At 69.1% G+C, this 17,101-nt stretch carries 15 protein-coding genes and 3 pseudogenes; 8 read left to right on the plus strand and 10 right to left on the minus strand.

The features are described from left to right. Positions 1-198: 198 nt before the first annotated feature. From mnhG to BL254_RS23505, 6 genes and pseudogenes are all read right to left on the minus strand, one after another. Positions 199-561, minus strand: coding sequence for a monovalent cation/H(+) antiporter subunit G (gene mnhG / locus BL254_RS23480; protein ID WP_047223824.1), 363 nt, complete (start codon positions 559-561; stop codon positions 199-201). After that, a pseudogene (locus BL254_RS23485) lies at positions 561-826 on the minus strand (monovalent cation/H+ antiporter complex subunit F). The gene mnhG and the pseudogene BL254_RS23485 overlap by 1 nt, the downstream one beginning before the upstream one ends. Beyond that, complete coding sequence (locus BL254_RS23490) at positions 823-1,527, minus strand: Na+/H+ antiporter subunit E (protein WP_175648470.1); 705 nt, start codon at positions 1,525-1,527, stop codon at positions 823-825. Before BL254_RS23490 ends, BL254_RS23485 begins: the two are co-directional and overlap by 4 nt. Continuing rightward, positions 1,524-2,405 (minus strand): annotated as a pseudogene (locus BL254_RS23495) (proton-conducting transporter membrane subunit); the annotation flags it as partial. The pseudogene BL254_RS23495 and the gene BL254_RS23490, both read right to left, overlap by 4 nt. A 49-nt stretch (positions 2,406-2,454) precedes the next feature. Continuing rightward, positions 2,455-3,180 (minus strand): annotated as a pseudogene (locus BL254_RS28840) (proton-conducting transporter membrane subunit); the annotation flags it as partial. Positions 3,181-4,355: 1,175 nt separating this feature from the next. After that, entirely contained in the window at positions 4,356-5,114 is a 759-nt protein-coding gene (locus tag BL254_RS23505) for a peptidoglycan-binding protein (RefSeq protein WP_047223822.1), read from the minus strand. Between the two features lie 537 nt (positions 5,115-5,651). Between BL254_RS23505 and BL254_RS23510 the strand changes: the two genes are divergently transcribed. Continuing rightward, on the plus strand, positions 5,652-6,152 hold the full coding sequence (locus tag BL254_RS23510; RefSeq protein ID WP_047223821.1) for a hypothetical protein: 501 nt from the start codon (positions 5,652-5,654) through the stop codon (positions 6,150-6,152). 138 nt (positions 6,153-6,290) lie between these two features. Here the strand turns inward: BL254_RS23510 and BL254_RS23515 are convergent, their stop codons facing one another. Next, positions 6,291-6,677 carry a metalloregulator ArsR/SmtB family transcription factor gene (locus BL254_RS23515; RefSeq protein WP_047223820.1) on the minus strand — a complete coding sequence of 129 codons (387 nt, stop codon included), beginning with the start codon at positions 6,675-6,677 and terminating at the stop codon, positions 6,291-6,293. 86 nt (positions 6,678-6,763) lie between these two features. Here BL254_RS23515 and BL254_RS23520 point away from each other — a divergent pair, with 86 nt between their 5' ends. Then, entirely contained in the window at positions 6,764-8,935 is a 2,172-nt protein-coding gene (locus BL254_RS23520) for a heavy metal translocating P-type ATPase (RefSeq protein WP_371391280.1), read from the plus strand. Continuing rightward, the gene (locus BL254_RS23525; protein ID WP_047223819.1) at positions 8,932-10,023 is read left to right on the plus strand and encodes an LLM class flavin-dependent oxidoreductase; all 1,092 of its coding nucleotides are present in this window, start codon (positions 8,932-8,934) and stop codon (positions 10,021-10,023) included. The genes BL254_RS23520 and BL254_RS23525 overlap by 4 nt, the downstream gene beginning before the upstream one ends. Positions 10,024-10,282: 259 nt before the next feature. On the opposite strand, the gene BL254_RS27485 is transcribed toward BL254_RS23525, so the two are convergent. Further along, complete coding sequence (locus BL254_RS27485; RefSeq protein WP_052914723.1) at positions 10,283-10,837, minus strand: hypothetical protein; 555 nt, start codon at positions 10,835-10,837, stop codon at positions 10,283-10,285. Between BL254_RS27485 and BL254_RS23540 the strand changes: the two genes are divergently transcribed. After that, a complete protein-coding gene (locus BL254_RS23540; protein WP_052914722.1) occupies positions 10,836-11,465 on the plus strand; it encodes a phosphotransferase in 630 nt (209 codons plus the stop codon). The two genes, BL254_RS27485 and BL254_RS23540, sit on opposite strands and share 2 nt — an antisense overlap. Positions 11,466-11,667: 202 nt before the next feature. On the opposite strand, the gene BL254_RS23545 is transcribed toward BL254_RS23540, so the two are convergent. Next, positions 11,668-12,255, minus strand: coding sequence for a lytic polysaccharide monooxygenase (locus BL254_RS23545; protein ID WP_083731348.1), 588 nt, complete (start codon positions 12,253-12,255; stop codon positions 11,668-11,670). A 1,511-nt stretch (positions 12,256-13,766) separates the two neighbouring features. Then, positions 13,767-14,528 carry a GntR family transcriptional regulator gene (locus BL254_RS23550; protein ID WP_076845195.1) on the minus strand — a complete coding sequence of 254 codons (762 nt, stop codon included), beginning with the start codon at positions 14,526-14,528 and terminating at the stop codon, positions 13,767-13,769. A gap of 298 nt (positions 14,529-14,826) precedes the next feature. On the opposite strand from BL254_RS23550, the gene BL254_RS23555 reads away from it, so the two are divergent. From BL254_RS23555 to BL254_RS25500, 4 genes are read left to right on the plus strand one after another with little or no spacing between them, the layout of a single operon-like run. Beyond that, a complete protein-coding gene (locus BL254_RS23555; protein ID WP_047223816.1) occupies positions 14,827-15,213 on the plus strand; it encodes a hypothetical protein in 387 nt (128 codons plus the stop codon). Continuing rightward, positions 15,210-15,557 (plus strand): hypothetical protein, encoded by a 348-nt coding sequence (locus tag BL254_RS23560; protein WP_139342474.1) that lies wholly within the window; start codon positions 15,210-15,212, stop codon positions 15,555-15,557. The genes BL254_RS23555 and BL254_RS23560 overlap by 4 nt, the downstream gene beginning before the upstream one ends. Continuing rightward, on the plus strand, positions 15,554-15,751 hold the full coding sequence (locus BL254_RS23565; RefSeq protein WP_047223814.1) for a hypothetical protein: 198 nt from the start codon (positions 15,554-15,556) through the stop codon (positions 15,749-15,751). The genes BL254_RS23560 and BL254_RS23565 overlap by 4 nt, the downstream gene beginning before the upstream one ends. Positions 15,752-15,811: 60 nt before the next feature. After that, positions 15,812-16,084 (plus strand): helix-turn-helix domain-containing protein, encoded by a 273-nt coding sequence (locus tag BL254_RS25500; RefSeq protein WP_047223813.1) that lies wholly within the window; start codon positions 15,812-15,814, stop codon positions 16,082-16,084. Positions 16,085-17,101: the final 1,017 nt, after the last annotated feature.

Raw genomic sequence — 17,101 nt, forward strand, 5'->3', positions numbered from 1 at the left:
CGGCCCCGGCTACGGCATCAACATCGACAAACCCACCCAGACCCGGAACATCGTCTCCTGCACCAACACCGTCACCGCCGCCAACAAAGGCGCGTCCAACGTGACCTGCACACGCTAGGCGCACGCGCCGACGACCTACGGTCAAGGCGACACGGTGGGTTCTCCATCGTCATCGCCGGCCTCGCGGTGGCCGGCCGGTCAGCCCTGGGCCGCCGGTTGCCCCGGGCTCGCGATCTCGCCTCGCCGTTCGGCCAGTTCGTCCACCACGAGCAGGTCGCGGCGGACGCGTCCGGTGCGATAGGCCGCTCGACCGACCCGCTGGGCGATCACCGGCGCGGTGACGAGCTGCAGCAGCGCGACGAGAAGCAGACCGGCGGCATGCCGCGGCGCAAGCTGGACGGCGCTGCCGAGGAGAATCGCCAGCAGCCCCACCGTCTGAGGCTTGGTGGCCGCCTGCAACCGGGACGGGACGTCCGGAAATCTCAGCAGCCCCCACGCTCCCAGCAGCGAGAAGAGCGCACCCGACAGCAGCAGCACGGCGGAGATCACATCGCGGATCATCAGCGGGTGGTTCCTCTCCGCTCGACCAGCCGGGCGGCGGTCAGCGACCCGAGAAAACCCAACAGCGCGACGACCGCGACGAGCGCGATGTTCCAGCCCTCGTTGGCATCCCGATCTCGACCGCGACCCCCGCGACGATGAGGATCACGAACACGTCCATGGCGACGATGCGGTCCAGGTTGGTCGGCTCCACCAGCGCTCTGGCAAGGGTGAGCAGCCCGGCGACGCTGAGCAGGACGAAAGTGATCGTATAGACGACGCTCATCGGCGTTCTTCCCTGTCGGTCCCGTTCATGCTTTTCCTCCCGTTCACCCCGTTCGCTTCGTTCTTCTCGGCCGTCCCGGCCACCCCGCCACGCTGGAAGCCGTCCCGCGCGGTGCGGGTGGCGCCGGCCGCCCGCACGCCCTCATCCGCGCCGAACACCGCGAACACCCGGCRCTCCAGGTCGAGCACGTCCATGCGGATGCGCTCGGCCGCCTGGGCGTCCCCCGCGGCGAGCGCGTACACGTACAGCGCTTCGGCCTCATGGTCGATCTCCAGGACGAACGCGCCGGGCGCGAGAGAGACCGCGTTCGCGGTCAGGGTCGACAGGAGCTCCGAGGACGAGCCCAGCGGCACGGCCACGATCGCGGAGCGCGTCCACGGCCCGTTGCGGATCATCTGCCAGGCAACGGCGACCGCCGACGGCACGATGTCGGCCACGGGATAGCCGAGCAGCTTCAGCGCGGCCAGCGGCCGGAACCGCCGGGCGAGATCGATGGGGCGGACGGGGAACACGAGGAGGATCGCCGCGGCCACGAGCAGCCCGCTGAGCGTGGCGAGCGGGGTGAGTCTGCCCCACAGCAACATCCAGACGGCCCACAGCCACCCGAGCCGGCCCGGCCGGCGCAGCACCCGGGTGTAGAGATCGCGTGGCCGGGCCCGCCGGGCCAGTTCGACCGGTTCGGGCGCCGTGTGCCCGGTCATCGCGCGGCTCCTGCCGGGGCTCTCGCTGGCAGGACGGACTCGACGTATCCCGACGGCTCAAGCAGGTCGTCCGCGGCCCGCCCGCTCAGCGCCAACAGCGGGCCGGCGAACAGCGCGACGGCCAGCCCCACCGCGACCACCCCTCCCGTCGCCAGGATCATCGGACGGTTCACCCGCTCCGTGCCGACCAGCAGGTCGTCCTCGGGCTCCAGGTCGGGCACGGCCGCCCGGCGTGTGCCCCAGAAGGCCAGGCTCCACACCCGGACCATCACGTACAGGGTCAGCAGGCTGGTCAGCAGGCCCGCCCCGACCGCGACGTAGACGAGCCAGCTGCCAACCTGCGAGCCGGCCTGGAGCAGGGCCATTTTCGCCACGAAACCCGAGAACGGCGGGATGCCGGCCAGGCTGAGCGCCGGCATCGCGAACAGCACGGCCGTCACCGGGACCGCCGCCGCGAGACCGGTGGGCAGACCGCCGACCCTCGCGGCCAGGTCGGCGAGGTTCACCGTCCCGGTGGACGCGTACACCAGCGCGAGCATCGTGAGGAACAGCAGGGACGACGTCATGCTGACGATCACGTACGTCATGCCGGCGCGGATACGTCCCGGCGTCGTGTCCAGTGTGATCAGCACGTACGACGAGACGAGCATGACCTCGAACGCCACGAAGAGGTTGAACAGGTCACCGGTGAGGTAGGCGAGCGCCACCCCGGCGACGAGCACCAGGTACACCGACTGGAACACTGTGCTCTTGCCGYGCCGCGTGTCCTCGGTGACGCCCTGCCCGATCGCGTAGGCGAGTACGGCGAACGTCACGACGGCCGAGGTGAGCAGCAGCAGGCCGGAGAGCCGGTCCGCCACCAGGGTGATACAGACCGGACAGGACACGCAGGTCGCGCGTGCCAGCCTGGTGGTCGACGATACCGACGACCATGAGCATCGCGGCTTTGAACAGCCCATGGGCGAGGATCATCGTGGCACCGACGAGGGCCGCGGTACGCGACCCGAACCCGACCAGCGCGGTGAGAAAACCGAGCTGGCTGATGGTGCCGAAGGTGAGCATCCGCTTGGGGTCGACCTGGCCCAGCGCCCGGACACCGCCGAGCAGCATGGTCGCCGCCCCCACCACCACCACCGGGATCCGCCAGCCGTCCACCCCGGCAAAGGCCGGGGTCAGCGCCGCCACGAGGAACACACCCGCCTTCACCATCGCCGCGGCGTGCAGATACGCGCTGACCGGTGTGGGCGCGACCATGGCGGCCGGCAGCCAGGTGTGGAACGGGATCTGCGCGGACTTCGTCAGCGCGCCGAGCAGGACGAGCACCAGCGCCGTCGTGACGACGGCACCGGACGGTGGCGCGGCCATGTTCCCGACCTGCATGTCCCAGACCTGGTTGCCTCCCCTCGGAGGCACCCCTCCCCTCAGGATCGCCCTTCTTCTCGGGGTCGCCGCCGTGCCCGGCTCCATGGCTGTCGTGGTAGGAGAACGAGTCCACGAACACCGCGGTGCCGACGCCGGTGACCAGCAGCACCATGAGCAGCGCCAGCGGGGAGAGCCGGACCGCGAACTCCAGGCCGACGGTTCGGCGCCCAGGCCACCGACTCGGCCGGCCGGCCGCCGTCGAGCACCGTGGCGATCTGGGTCAGCAACCATCCGAAGGTGACGGCCGGCACCGTGGCCGCCAGCAGGAACACGCCACGCCCCAGCCGGCCAGCGAACGCGGGGAGGGCCGCGGCCAGGACGAGATGGGGCGACTACGGCGGCGAGCACGCGGCGCTCCGCTCGTGCCCGTTCCTGCCCTCGTGCCCGTTCTCGAAGGTCTCAGGTGGTCTGGCCATCGGGTGCCCGCTCCCTGCTGGTGTCGAGTTGTTACCGCTGTGTATCTTGTTACCGCTGTGCATCTTGTTGCTGCCGTACATCGTTAGTGCCGTCCATCGTCTCCGCCGTGCGTCTCGGCGCCGTGCCGTCGCGGCAGCGCGACGATCCTGCTCACGCTGTCACAACGCCTGCTCACGCTGTCGCGGCGATGCGTCGCCACGTCAACGACAACCCACTGCCATGGCCCTGCCCGCCGCCGGCGGAACACCACCGCCGTCCGCGGGCCCGTCAGCGCCGCCCGCCCGGAACCCCGCCGTGGCCGTGCCGCCAGACCCGGCAGAGCGGCCGGACACACCCGCTGTCGCGCGCTCGTCCGACACCGGACCGACCTTCCGGGGAAGGCCACGGCGCGCGGTCACACCAGACGCGGACCTCGCCCACAACAGCGGACGCGGGTGACCTGACCGGTGCCACCGATCCGTCCTCCCGATGGCCCGTCGCAGGTCCGCGTCATCGCCGACTCGCTGTGCACCGATGCCGCCATGCCACGATGCGTGCCGCTATGCCGCAATGCGGAGGGCGGGCATCCTGACTGTGCGTTAATTATCACCGTGCCAGCCCCCGTGCGCCACATCCGCATCGACCGACATGTGAGCCGTTGGCCTGACCGTACATGGTCCAAGCTGTCGATGCGGAATGTAACGCTGTGTATTTGCTGATCAGCCAACGCCGCAACAGGGACATCACCCAAAGCAATAATATGAGCACCGCCAACAGTCGGCCAGCAGTCGACGCGGCCATGGCGCGGCGTGGCGCGGCGTGGCGCGCTCCCGTCGCCTCCGTTCAGCCACCACACCCGTCCCCGAAGGGGCCGACCAGGCCGGTGACCACCGAACGGCGCCGAATCCGCCGCCCCTCCCGGGCGCCCTGGCCCTCCCGGCGCGAAGCTCACTCCATCGGTTCCGACGGCACCCGCCGAAGATATTTTTTCGCGACCGGACGGTTCACGGTCACCGTCCTTTGAGGTCGAGAACGTAATCCAGGACCTCCCAGGTGTTCGCGCCGACGGTCCCACCGATCTCGGGCACCTTGAAGAAATCCTGAAAATCGCGGACGGCCCGCTCCGTCAGCGGGCCGAAATCCCCGTCCGGGGACAGCCGGTCGGGATGGTTTCCTTCCCGACCGGTCACGATGTTCAACGCGTTCTGCAGGGTCTGGACGGGACTTCCGGGATCCGGGAAAATGCCGGTGGACGAATGATCCTTCGCACCCCTGGCCAGATTCGGGTAACGCAGGAACCTGTTTCCGGCCGGAAACAGGTCGGTGAAGTCCACCCCCAGCCAGACCGCCCTGTCGTTCACGCCGTACGTCCTGCTGACAACCTCGTCCCGGTTGCCGACGTTCCCCTCGACCGTCGTTATCGTCCGGCCGGACCGTTCGACGCACCAGCCGATGTGCGTCTTCACGGGGGCTACCCCGGTCCGCGTCAGCGTCCAGTCGAAGGCCACCATCATGCCCGGCTGAATCGCGTCCGGCGTCCGTTTTCTCCCGTTTTTGGACGCCCAGCTGGCCAGGTCGACGACCCCGGCGGTCTTGTACGGCAGGGTCACGCCGGCATAGCCGGCCACCACGTAGCAGAACATGACGCACCAGGGTTGGCCGTCCGCGCCGAATTCACGGCCGTACTTGGTGAAGTTGTCGCGCCCGCTGGGCTGATAGGTGGCTTCCTCGCGCCGGCAGGCGTCGACAAGATCCTCCAGGGTCGCCATGCGGACGTCTCCTTCCGGGACACACGCCGGCGGACAGCTCCCCTGGCCCGGCCGCCGCATCCGGGATCATGCGCTGGGAAGAAACCCGGATGTCGAGGAGGTCCGCCGTGTCGGAGCGTAGTCCGCCGAGTCGAGACATCCCGCCGGTGACGGAATGCTGTCATTGTCTTGACAGCCTGCCAGGCCGGTGCGCAAACGCTGCCCGGACAATCCCGATCCGCACGGCCGACGACCGGGCGGATACGAGAATCAAATCCGTTCCACATATCTTCTCTTCGGCTGCCCCACGGGGCACCGCGGCCATGCCACCCGGCCTCGCTCCATACCGCGTCACCCCTGCCATTGTCGTGTTGCCGCGGCCATGTCGGCATCCCGGGCAGGCCATGTCGCCCCCGTCAACCGCCGGCCCGCCATCATCACGATGTACACGGCAGGGCAACGACAGGGCCCCACGACAGGCCACGACAGGCCACGACAGGCCAYGACAGGCCACGACAGGCCACGACAGGCATTGTGAGCAACAGGCATGATGCGTCGATGAGCGGCCAACTCACCGGTGCGATCGCGCTGCCCGACGGGACCATGGTGCGCGGACGTGGCCGGCGCGAACCTCTGCCGCCCGGGCCGCTGCCCGACTATGGCCTCTACCTCGCGTCGCGCCGCCGGTTCCCGCGGCCCCACGGGAACCGGTGGCATCCCGCCTGGCCCGCGGACTGGATCGACTGGCCCGACTTCCGCACCCCTCGGGACGGCGGGATGGCCGCCGCCACGATCTGCCACGCCTACCTGCTCGCCCGCCGCGGGCAGCGGGTCGAGGTCGCCTGTGGCGGCGGCACCGGCCGCACCGGAACCGTCCTTGCCTGCATGGCCGTCCTCGCCGGCCACCCCGCCGCCGACGCCGTTGACTGGACCCGGCGGCACTACCGGCCGCGAGCGGTCGAAACCCCCGGCCAACGACGCTGGATCAGATGGTTCGTCGCCCACCACTCCGACCACTCCGAGACCCAGATCAGCCGCGATCCCGGTGAGAACCAGTAGCACCGCGGATAGCCAGACGCCCTGCGCCGTCCGTTCCTCAGTTGGCTTCCGAGGCCCCACATGCGATGGCCATCGCCCTGTCGGACGACGGCCCGCGACGGGATCGTCGTCGGCCTGGCGTTCCTGCCCGCACGGCCGTCAGCCGGTTGCGGTTGCGGGGACGCCGGTGTGGGTGGTGATGTCGCCGCGGGGATGGTCGGGCAGGTCCCGGTCGGCGTGGTCGGCGTGGAACAGCCCTTCGGCGAGCAGGGCCTGCACGTGCACGTCGGCCGCGGAGTAGTACACGAACGTGCCCTCGCGGCGGCCGCGGACCAGACCGGCCAGGCGCAGCTTGGCCAGGTGCTGGCTGACCGCCGTGGGGGCGGCACCGACCAGTTCGGCCAGGCAGGCCACTGACGACTCGCCGTGCAGCAGCGCCCAGAGAATCTTTATGCGGGTGGGGTCGGCGAGCAGCCGGAAGGCTTCGGCGGCGAGGTGGACCTGCTCGTCGTTGGGCATCTGGAAATCCGGCAGCGACCCGTGCACCCCTTCACCTTAGTCCGAGCATCGCTGCACGCCTGTACGTCTRTGCAGATATCTTCCTAACTATCTATCTTCATGTATTCGCATATATGTTGGCAGGCGTGACACTCCTGACCGGCCCTGTCACGACGGCGGCCGCGCCGCCTGTGCGCCAGCGCCCGCCCCACCGACGGGCCGCCACCGTGTGCGCGTTGGCTCAGGTGCGCTGGGCGGCCCTGGCCGTTGTGTTGTTCCTGCTGGGCGGGTCCGCGCACCTGGCGGGAGCGCCCTGGCCGGTGTGGTGGGGGCTGTATCTGGCCTGCTGTGCCGCCGGCGGCTGGGAGCCCGCGCGGGCCGGGCTGTCCGCGCTGCGCGGCCGCGTCCTGGACGTGGACCTGCTGATGGTCGTCGCCGCGCTCGGCGCCGCCAGCATCGGCCAGGTCTTCGACGGCGCCCTGCTGATCGTCATCTTCGCCTCCTCGGGAGCGCTGGAGGCCGTCGCGACCGCCCGGACCGCCGACTCCGTGCACGCCCTGCTCGACCTGGCTCCCGAACGGGCCACCCGCGTCCGTCCCGACGGCACCGAGGATGTCGTCGACGCGGCCGACCTGAACGTCGGCGACATGATGCGCGTGCGTCCCGGCGAGCGCATCGGCGCGGACGCAGTGCTGGTGGCGGGAGCGAGCGAGGTCGACCAGGCCACGATCACCGGCGAGCCGCTGGCGGTGCCCAGGCTGCCGGGCGACGAGGTGTTCGCCGGCACCCTCAACCGCACCGGGTCGTTCACCGCGCGGGTCCACCGCCGCCCGGACGAGTCGATGATCGCCCGCATCGTCGCCATGGTCGAGGAGGCGTCGGCGACCAGGGCGAGAACCCAGCTGTTCATCGAAAAGGTCGAGCGGCACTACTCCGTCGGGGTGGTCGTGGCGACCGTGGCCCTGTTCGTGGTCCCGCTGCTGTTCGGCGGGGTACCGGAACCGGCCCTGCTCCGAGCCATGACCTTCATGATCGTCGCTTCGCCGTGCGCGGTCGTGCTGGCGACGATGCCGCCGCTGCTGTCCGCGATCGCCAACGCCGGCCGGCACGGCGTGCTGGTCAGGTCGGCCGTCGTCATGGAGCAGCTGGCCGACACGACGGCGGTGGCCTTCGACAAGACCGGAACCCTGACCGAGGGCACCCCCCGCCTCGCCGGCATCCACGCCGCGCCGGCGGCGGGCCTTGCCGACGACGACCTGCTACGGCTGGCCGCCGGCGCCGAACGTCACAGCGAACATCCCGTCGCCGCGGCGGTGCTGGACGCCGCCCGCGGACGCGGACTGATGATTCCCGCCGCCGAGGATTTCGCGTCCGTGCCCGGACGCGGCGTCAGCGCCACCGTCGACGGGCACCGGGTCCACGTGGGTAGCCCTGGCCTGCTGGACGGCGCGCCGTTACCACCATCCGGTGCTGTCGCCGCCCGCGCGCAGGTGCGCGCCGCCGTCGAGGCCGCCCAGGCCGCCGGGCACACCACGGTGGTGCTCACCGTCGACGGCGTCCCCGCCGGGGTGCTCACCGTGGCCGACCGGGTGCGTCCACACGCCGCCGACACCGTGCGCGCCCTGGCCGCGCTCACCGGCAGCACACCGCTCCTGCTCACCGGCGACAACGCCGGCGCCGCCGGCCGCCTCGCCGCCGAGGTCGGCATCCGCGATCCGCATGCCGGGCTGCTGCCAACCGACAAGGTCGCCCTGGTCCGCGCGTTGCAGCGGGATGGCCGGCGCGTCCTGCTGGTCGGCGACGGGGTCAACGACGCCCCCGCCCTGGCCGCCGCCGACGTCGGCGTGGCCATGGGCCGTCACGGCTCCGATCTGGCGTTGCAGGCGGCCGACATCGTCCTCGTCCACGACGACCTGACCGCCCTGACGAACATGATCGCTCTGGCCCGCCGAGCCCGCCGCCTCGTCAGCGTCAACCTGGCCATGGCGGCGGCGTTCATCGCCACGCTGGTCGCCTGGGACCTGTTCGGGCACCTGTCCCTGCCGCTGGGCGTGGCCGGCCACGAAGGCTCCACCATCCTGGTCGGCCTCAACGGCCTACGCCTGCTGCACCCCCGAGCCTGGCATCACCGGAGACAGCGAAACTCCCGGAGGGTAGCGAGCAAAGCAAAACCAGCCCGTGATCCTGCGCGACCCCGATATGAACTGCGGATACGAACTGCGCCTACCCAGGGCGGTTCACAAACCTGGACGGAAGAATACCCCGACACTGGTGGCACCAGTCCGTCCCCGGGAGAGCACAGATGAAGCTTCTTCTCCTGCCGTGTGTCCCGTACGAGCGGAAGTCCGTGCGGCAGCAGATCGCGAGCCTGATCGACCAGGCCGTTCTCGCCGAGCAGTTCGGGTTCGACGCCTACGCGATCGGCGAGCGGCACGACGGTCTCTCGATCTCCTCCTCGCCGGCCGTGATCCTGGCCAACATCGCCGCCCGTACCAGCACGATCCAGTGGCTCACGACCGTCTCCACGCTCGGCCTGCACGATCCGCTCCGTGCCTTCGAGGACTACTCGACGCTGGACCATCTCGCCGACGGGCGCCTCGACCTCGTCATCGGCAAGGGGGGCTACGCGGAGCCCCACCGCATCTTCGGAGTCACCCCAGACGACCAGTGGGACCGGCTGCGCGAGAACTACGAGATCTTCCGCGCGCTGTGGAACGAGACCGACGTGAGCTGGGAGGGGCGCTTCCGGCCGCCGCTGGTCAGGGTGACCGCGCTGCCCCGGCCGGGGCGGCGGAACCTGCGGATCTGGCACGGCGCCAACACGAATCTCGAAAGCGCCGACTTCGCAGCCCGGCACGGCGACCCGATTTTCACCTCGATCGGGACCGCCGCCGTCGGCCGGTATCTCGAGAGCGTGCGGTACTACCGGGAACGGTTCGCCTTCTACGGCCACGATCCGGACCGGGCCCTGGTCGGCGTCGGCACCGGCGGTTTCTTCGCCGCGGCGACGAGCCAGGAGGCGGTCCGGAAGTTCATGCCCGTCTTCGAGCGGCGCCTTGTGTACAACCGCCGCTACGAGCACGCCGCCATCGACCGCATCGGAATCGCCACGGTCGAGGACTTCATCGCCAAGACCTCGGCGCTTGTCGGCAGCCCGCAGCAGGTGATCGACATCCTGCTGACCCAGTACGAGAAATTCCGGTACGATCTCGTGCACATCCACGTCGACGCGGAAGCTCTCACCCCGGAGGACTACCGGGCGGCCCTGGAAATCTTCGCCACCGAGATCGCCCCGGTCATCCGCCGGGAGCTCCCGAACAAGCCGATCGACGACTGGCATACTCCGCGGCCCGTGTCAGAGGCGCCTGTTTCGGTCGCCGCGGACCACGGCTGACCGCACACGAAGCCCCGTCGAGGACATCAAAGATCCCGTAGACGCGACGAGCGCGAGGGCACGCCCGCAATCCCAGGCGAACCCCTGGCCTCCTGCACGCACAGGCTCAGGGCAGGGCTCATTCGGCTCATCCGGCTCATGCCGGTGCGAGAGCGGATGATCCACAGGACTGGCCGGAAACTACGACGGCCGGGGAGGCGGCCGAACGCGGACATGGCGGCGGCGATGCCACGGCCGATCAGAGCGGAGATCATCTCGGTCATCGTGGGCCTCCGAGGGATGCGGTCACGTCGGACGGCTGGGAACCGAGGGTGTTCAGCAGGGCGGCGGGGGTTTCGGGGTCATCGAGGGTGATGGCGAACTGCTTGCCGTCGATGTTTGTCACAACCATGCCAGGGCCGGCGCGCAGGACGAGAGCGGATCGTCCGGGCATGATCCGGTAACCCCAACAGCCCCATTCTGAGGGCCGAATCTCCATGGTTTCGACGGCGCGAATTTTGTTGAGGGGAATGCGCTTGAGCGGGATGTGCAGTAGAAGGGACACGATTCGAAGGCCACGCCAGTCCACCGTGATCCGGAGCCTGATGAAGGACGCCAGCGGCACGGCCACCACAACTATGATCACCAGCCCGAAAACACCGGAGCCGATGTCGCCGGAGAATGTGATCGGGACGTAGACGGCCGTCGACAGTGCGACGACGACGAGTGTCGCCCAGATGAAAATGTTCGCGGTGATGATGCGACTCCATGCGCCGACCTCGGTTTCTCTCAACGGCAGCATCGATGTCGTGCTTGCCGCGGGCACAGACGTCATGGACCTGCCCATCTGGCCGGAGCCCGAAGTGCTACGCGCTGTCCGGGGCACGGTCGCTTCCGTGCCCCGGCTTCTCCATACCCAGGACAACCCCCGGTTCCAGATCCACGAGTTCATCGCCGGGCAGCTTCTTGATGATGTCGCCCCACGCGGTGTCCGCGTGCCGTCCCATGTTCTTGACGATGTCGCCGAACTGTTCGCGCAGCTTGGCGCTGTTCCCCGCGACCACATACCGGCCGTCCCGCCAGGTTGGCCCGACGACGGCGACACCGCGTCCTTCGCCGGCCGGCTGTCCGCGATCACCGCCGATGTTCACACCCGCTTCCTTCCCGAGTTCGGCGGCCTCTTCGACGCTCTCGGCATCCCCGCGGAACCTCTCAGCACGATCGATCGTGCCTGGGCCGGGCTGTGGCCCCGGCCGTTCCGGCTCCTACACACCGACGTCCACCGCAAGAACATGATCCTTTCCGGTGGGCGGACCTACTTCCTTGACTGGGAGCTGGCGCTGTGGGGTGACCCCGTCTATGACCTCGCCGTTCACCTCCACAAGACTGCCTACCAGGCCGACGAACACGACACGCTTCTCGCGTGCCACAAAACCGGACAAATAGGGATGGCAGGCCTGTGACCGGCCCCGGTATTTGGCAGGGTTCCGGCTTGGGGCGCCCGCGAGAAACCTGAAGCCCGCCAGCCGCTGGATCCATCTGAGCCCGTCAATCTGGACCTGTGCCGGCTCGAAACCGGCAGGACATGCGGCCCGCCGCCTTCGGTGACCGCTGGCTTGGCTCCGCGATGGTTCCTCTCCGCGACTGGCGGGTCTTCTGAAAAGGTCAGGAGAAAGTCAGGTCTATGACCTGGTAGAAGCCGTTTCCGGTGTCAGCAACCTCCCATACCGCCAGCAGTACATGGTAGCCGTTCCGGCGTGGAAGGGTGATCGTGTGCCTGGTCGGGTCCGGTGGCAGGAGATCGGCTGACCAGTACGGCTGGCCGGAGAACTGCTCGGTGTGGATGGGAGCCGACTCGAACTGGTCGCGGGAAAGCGGCCTGTTCGGATCCCACCCGTCCCGGGTGAGGAAGTAGTTCCACCGGCGCGTCTTGTGCGCGGCGTGGTAGCTCCAGCTGACCTGGAGCTTCTGTCCGCTGGAGACCGTATGCGTCTGCCAGTCCGACCTGGGTTCGTCCAGCGATGCGGCGAAGTCCTGCCCTGCGCTGGCGATCCTGCCGTCCGCGGGGGGCTGGGCGTTGGGGACGTCGTCGGGGGCGAAGGGGTCGAGCAGACCGCTTTCGGTCGCCGGGAAGAACTTTCCTGCCTCCAGACCGGCGGCCTGCCACGATTCAAGATAGATAGCCGCCCTGGATACGGGTTCGATGACAGACCCGTGACGTATCGACTGTTGTGTTCCTGTGATATCCACCATGACGGAAGCATAGTTCGGCGAGCAGGGGTGTCGTGCGCATCAATCAGCCGGCGAGCGTGTTTCTCGCGAGTTCCCGCCGCCGCGGGACAAAAAGGACGGCGTCCAGAACGGTTGCGATTCTCATAAATTGGTCCGAGCGGCCCGAGGCACCCCGGTTACCGGAGGCGGGCGTCGCTTCCTGCGGTTCGGTCGTGAATCGACGCCGGAGAGTCCAGCCGCAACCTGGCGGCCCGCCACGGACCGGCGCAGGGTCTGTTGCGTTCAGCGGAGTCAAGACATGTCAGGCTCTGCCGAGCCACTGATCAGACCGCCAGTGCGAGCCCGCGAGAACGGTCTACCCGTTGACGGTCAACTGCAGCAGCACGTCTCCTCTTCGGGATGCCTGCTGACGCCGCTTCCAGCGGCGTCAGCCGTACGGCGTGACGCTGGCGATCCCAGCCGGAGTCATCGAAAAGATCCCGCAGACACGATGGAGACCGACCAACACGACGACCCCGACCTGGACGGACAGCCACCGAGCCTCACCGGCTACCTGCCCGGCAGCGGCCCTACGGCCCACTTCCCGCAGAAAAAGATCAACCCCGGTCGGACGAGGCCAACCGGGGTTCGAACATGGCAACTCTGGTGGAGGTGAGGGGACTCGAACCCCTGGCCTCCTCCGTGCGAGTTCATTGTCATGTCGGGCGATCATCGGGGTTCGTCCCGTTCGTCCAGATCGCACCCCGTCAGCGATCGACGTTTCACACGGACGATCAAAGCCGTTCCGGCTCGTCTCGGACGTCTCGTGCACCGGCTTGTGCACCTGGCGCCGTGCCGGGTGGGTGGACGTCCGACGCGCCCGGCGAGCATGGCGCCCCCGGCGCCACGCGCAGTCCGCGGCGCGGCGGACGGACGGGCCCCGCACGGCACGGCGCACCCTGGTCGACATCCCGGCCGAGACGTTGATCCCGGCCGTGTGCGACGGCTTCGCCAGACGTCGAGCCGAGCTGATCACCTCCGTCGGTCGGGCAGGCTTCGCCCTACCCCGGGTTCTCCCGGCCGGGCAAGGGCCGCATCCTCACTCGAGTTCGATCTTTGCCGCCGGCCCTTGCGCGGTCGGGAGGTTCCGGGGTAGCCCTCGGGGTGCCCGTCCGGCGGAGGTGATCAGCGGACATGCCCCCACCCACCACCGGAAACGAACACACATTCGACCCACCTCCAGAGAGAGGGCCGGGGTTCGGGGCGGAGCCCCGTGGTCTTTGCGGCCCGGAGGGCCGCGCTTGAACAAGTAAGGAAAGTTGGCACAGGCCATCCCGATACCGACCAGCAATCAGATAATCACAGAGAGCGATATATCGGGAAGGGGATCAACGAGGGAATGTGTGGGGAAGCGGCCGGGTCCTGGGGAAGTTTCCCTACCCGCTTCCYCGCCCTGCTTCCCCCGGCTCACCTGCGGAAACGCCCTATGGGGAAGTCGTGGACCGCTTCCCCAGCTATCCCTACGACCGCCCCGGAGGGCCGCCGACTTCGCCTCAGGTCACCGCAAGCCGGTAGCAGAGTATGGATCGGTGGCCGGCCATGATGATGTCTGCGGTCTCAACCGGCTTGTCACCAACTCGGTAGGTGCRCTTCATCGCAAGGACGGAGACACCTGGCGGTAGTTCGAGCACCTTGACTTCGTCTGCCATCGGTGGCCGCGCAACGATCTCTTCTTCCACCGAGTCGATCCGCTGGCCGATCAGGTCGAAGCGTGCCACGACACCGATTGCTGCACCTTCCTCGGGCAGCTCGATCGGCGTGCCTACCGTGAGGGCTGCGGGCTCCCATGAGGTGGCCGTTTGAATCGGGGTTCCGTCGTAGCGATAGAGGTATCGCGTCATGATCACTGGCTCGCCGGGCTGGATGGCGAGTCGTTCGGCAACTTGCTCGTCTGCTGTCTCGCGCGTCGTCCGGTGATCCCAGGATGCTCGTCCGCCCGACGCTGTGGCGGACCGGGCGAATGGTGACGTCGACTCCGTAGAACCCGGCGGGCGTCGTCGGTAGAAGTCGGTGGTGATGCGCCGGACCGATGGCCGGGTCTGGACGAAGGTTCCGTGCTGGCCACGGGTCTCAACGAGCCCTTCCGCCTGAAGCTGGGCGATCGCGCGACGGATCGTCTCCTGAGCGGCATTGAACGTCCGGGCAAGTTCGCGGTGCGGAGGAAGCCGGCTACCCGGCGGGTACTCCCCTGCTTCGATCTTGCCTCGCAGCGATGCCGCGATCCGGGCGTATGGCAGGCGGCTTGGCGTGGACATGCCCTAGACCATATCGAGCACACCGACAGAAGATCTTCAAAAGATGCCCTAGGGCATGTGGACATGCCTTAGGGCATGCTGCTACTGTCGACACACGCCGGGACGGGAGGCAACCCGTTGAGGCGGCCGGGCCTTCTGGACATGAAGAAGGCCCGGGTGGGAGGCAACCCACACCGGGCCGGACGCGACTTGGCATCGCTCCTTGGAGCGTACAGCGTCTGTCCTTCCTTGTGGCGCCTTCCACGTCTGGTGTTGGCGTGCTCCCGGCCGGGTGCCGGGGCTGGTGGAAGGGCGTGTGATGACGCTTCCTGTCCTGCTTGCCGCTGATGACGGCGACGGTGGGTCCCGTACGGGTGTGTGCGCCCTGTGCGGGGTGCCGGACTACGAGGAAGGCACCTACGGGCCGACGGTGTCCTACGCCCGGCCGGTGGTGCCGCTGTCGTTCGAGCTGATGGTGGCGGCGGTGGCGAACTCCGGCGCGGACGACGACGAGCTGTCGACCCCGGCGCAGGTCCGCCACCAGATCGACTTGTTCATCGGGTTCAACGGCAGCAACGCCGCGCAACGGTTCGTCGAGGAGACCGAGACGTCCGTGTTGGACGCCGACCAGGTCGCGGGGTTGGCGTTCGCCCGCCAGGCGGTCAGCGAGATGCTCGCGGCCGAGGCGGCCGGGGGTGCCCGGTGAGCGGTGGTGGGAAGCGGTCGGTGTCCCCGCGCTCGTGGCACAGCGGCGAGTTGGCGATGGCGCTGTCCGCGTCGGACATGCCGACGCGCGGTGAGGCCACCAACGAGCAGGGGTGGGGGTTCGTCGAGCAGGGCGCGGCCCGTCTGGGCGTGCCGGAGGTCCGGGAGCGGGACCGGGCGGCGGCGGAGACCCGGCGGCGTGCCTTGAGGAGCCGTGACGAGCAGACGTGCCGGACGTTGCTGTCTGCGGCGTCGGCGCTGTACGGCGGTAAGCGGCGTGAACGGCAAAGCGTCGATGTGGCGTCCGGGCTTCTGCTCGACCGCAAGACCCGGGGTGCCCGATGACGCTGCCGCGGGTGAAGAGCACCGGGACAGCAGGGACGACCCGGGCCCTGTCCGGTGGGGCTGTCCTGGTCGTCGCCGGGGTCTGCGCCCGGCCGGGGTGCGACACGCGGGAGCACCGTGCCGGTTCCGGGGTGTGCCACTGGCACGGCCTGTCCGCCGTGCAGCGCGACGCCCTGTCTGGGGCGATCGGCTAGCCCACCGGCCCACCGGCCCTCCGTACCGATATCCACCTGACTCGACAGGAGACGTTCGCGATGATCACGCCTGCCCCGGCGGCCACTCCTCCTACCGGCGCCGCGCTGGCCGCTTCGACCCCGCCGGGGGTGGTCGACCCGTTGGCGGGTCTGAAGCCGTTGATCTCGGTGGGGGTCGCCGCTGAGGTGTTGGGGTTCTCCCGGGCGGTGGCGTACCGGTACGCCAAGGCCGGGCAGCTTCCGGTCCGGCGGATCGGCGGCCGGCTGTACGTCGTCACCGCGCAGCTGCGCGACCTGCTCACCCCGGACGGTCCGGCGGAGGACAGGGCGTGAGTTGTCCGGGCCACGGCACGCCGGTACCGGGGCCACCACTGGTACCGGAGCCACGGCCACCCCTGGTACCGGAGCCACGGTCAGCGGTGGTACCGGAGCCACGGCCGGTACCGGTACCGGGGCCACCGTCGGTCGTGGTACCGGAGCCACGGCCCACGGCGGTAACGGACCGTCGCAGGGAGGCGGACAGGGAGCCGGCCCGGCCACAGGGAGTTCTCCCTACCCGCCTCCCTGGCGGAACTCCCCGGCCTGACCTGCGCAGACGTCCTACAGGGAGGCAGGGAGGCGTGCCTGAGAGACCCGCCTGTGCCCCCCAGCGTCGCCGGGAGCTCTGCGGACCTTGCCTCCCTCCCTCCCGGGCCGCACCCGCCGGCAGTCACACAGGGCGTACGGCGGGGGCTGTAGAGGGGTGCCCGCGGTCCCCGGCCGSCACCACACCCCCGGYTACCCACCGGCGCCGACGGGCCCGCCCGTAGACACCCCCCGCTACACCCGTAGCGGGCCGTGTAGGCCCCGCTGACCAGGCATGTAACGGCCGTAGCGGGGGACTGCCCCCGCCCGCCGTCCCGTCCCGTTCCGGCCGAGAGGAAGGGTCCGCGTTGCACCCCACCCCGCCTGCCGCAACCACTACCCCTCCCGGTGTTGTCCGGCCATTGACCGGCATGTTGGAACAGCCCAGGCCGGCCGGCCGTTGCCGCGTGTGGGACCACATAACACACAATCGCGCGTCTTCCGGGGCGTGCAGCCTGAAGCGTAGGGTCGGGCCGTGGCAGCCCTTCCGTCATGCGCGGCATACCACATATAAAAACTCTCTTCTTCCCGGTCCCACCCGCCACTTCCTTCCCCTTTTCCTGTCCGGGAACCAATGCCGCTAAGATAAGATCCGCCCGGTGATCATTATCGTTGGAGCGAAACGCACGCCTCCGTCGGATGACTTCTTGGTCGGGAAGTTGTGTCGGTTTCCTTTCTTGCTGACGCGAGGGTAGCGTCGGGGTCTGCGCTCCCGTGTGATTCGTT

Source organism: Protofrankia sp. BMG5.30 (genome assembly GCF_001983005.1).
Lineage (GTDB): Bacteria > Actinomycetota > Actinomycetes > Frankiales > Frankiaceae > Protofrankia > Protofrankia coriariae.

Excerpts from the sequence above, each read along its gene's own strand:
- BL254_RS25500 (WP_047223813.1), top strand. The coding sequence starts at position 15,812 with ATGATCACGCCTGCCCCGGCGGCCACTCCTCCTACCGGCGCCGCGCTG.
- BL254_RS23505 (WP_047223822.1), bottom strand. The coding sequence starts at position 5,114 with ATGGCGACCCTGGAGGATCTTGTCGACGCCTGCCGGCGCGAGGAAGCC.
- BL254_RS23520 (WP_371391280.1), top strand. The coding sequence starts at position 6,764 with ATGTTGGCAGGCGTGACACTCCTGACCGGCCCTGTCACGACGGCGGCC.
- BL254_RS23565 (WP_047223814.1), top strand. The coding sequence starts at position 15,554 with ATGACGCTGCCGCGGGTGAAGAGCACCGGGACAGCAGGGACGACCCGG.
- mnhG (WP_047223824.1), bottom strand. The coding sequence starts at position 561 with ATGATCCGCGATGTGATCTCCGCCGTGCTGCTGCTGTCGGGTGCGCTC.
- BL254_RS23555 (WP_047223816.1), top strand. The coding sequence starts at position 14,827 with ATGACGCTTCCTGTCCTGCTTGCCGCTGATGACGGCGACGGTGGGTCC.
- BL254_RS23525 (WP_047223819.1), top strand. The coding sequence starts at position 8,932 with ATGAAGCTTCTTCTCCTGCCGTGTGTCCCGTACGAGCGGAAGTCCGTG.
- BL254_RS23540 (WP_052914722.1), top strand. The coding sequence starts at position 10,836 with ATGGACCTGCCCATCTGGCCGGAGCCCGAAGTGCTACGCGCTGTCCGG.
- BL254_RS23545 (WP_083731348.1), bottom strand. The coding sequence starts at position 12,255 with ATGGTGGATATCACAGGAACACAACAGTCGATACGTCACGGGTCTGTC.
- BL254_RS27485 (WP_052914723.1), bottom strand. The coding sequence starts at position 10,837 with ATGACGTCTGTGCCCGCGGCAAGCACGACATCGATGCTGCCGTTGAGA.
- BL254_RS23510 (WP_047223821.1), top strand. The coding sequence starts at position 5,652 with ATGAGCGGCCAACTCACCGGTGCGATCGCGCTGCCCGACGGGACCATG.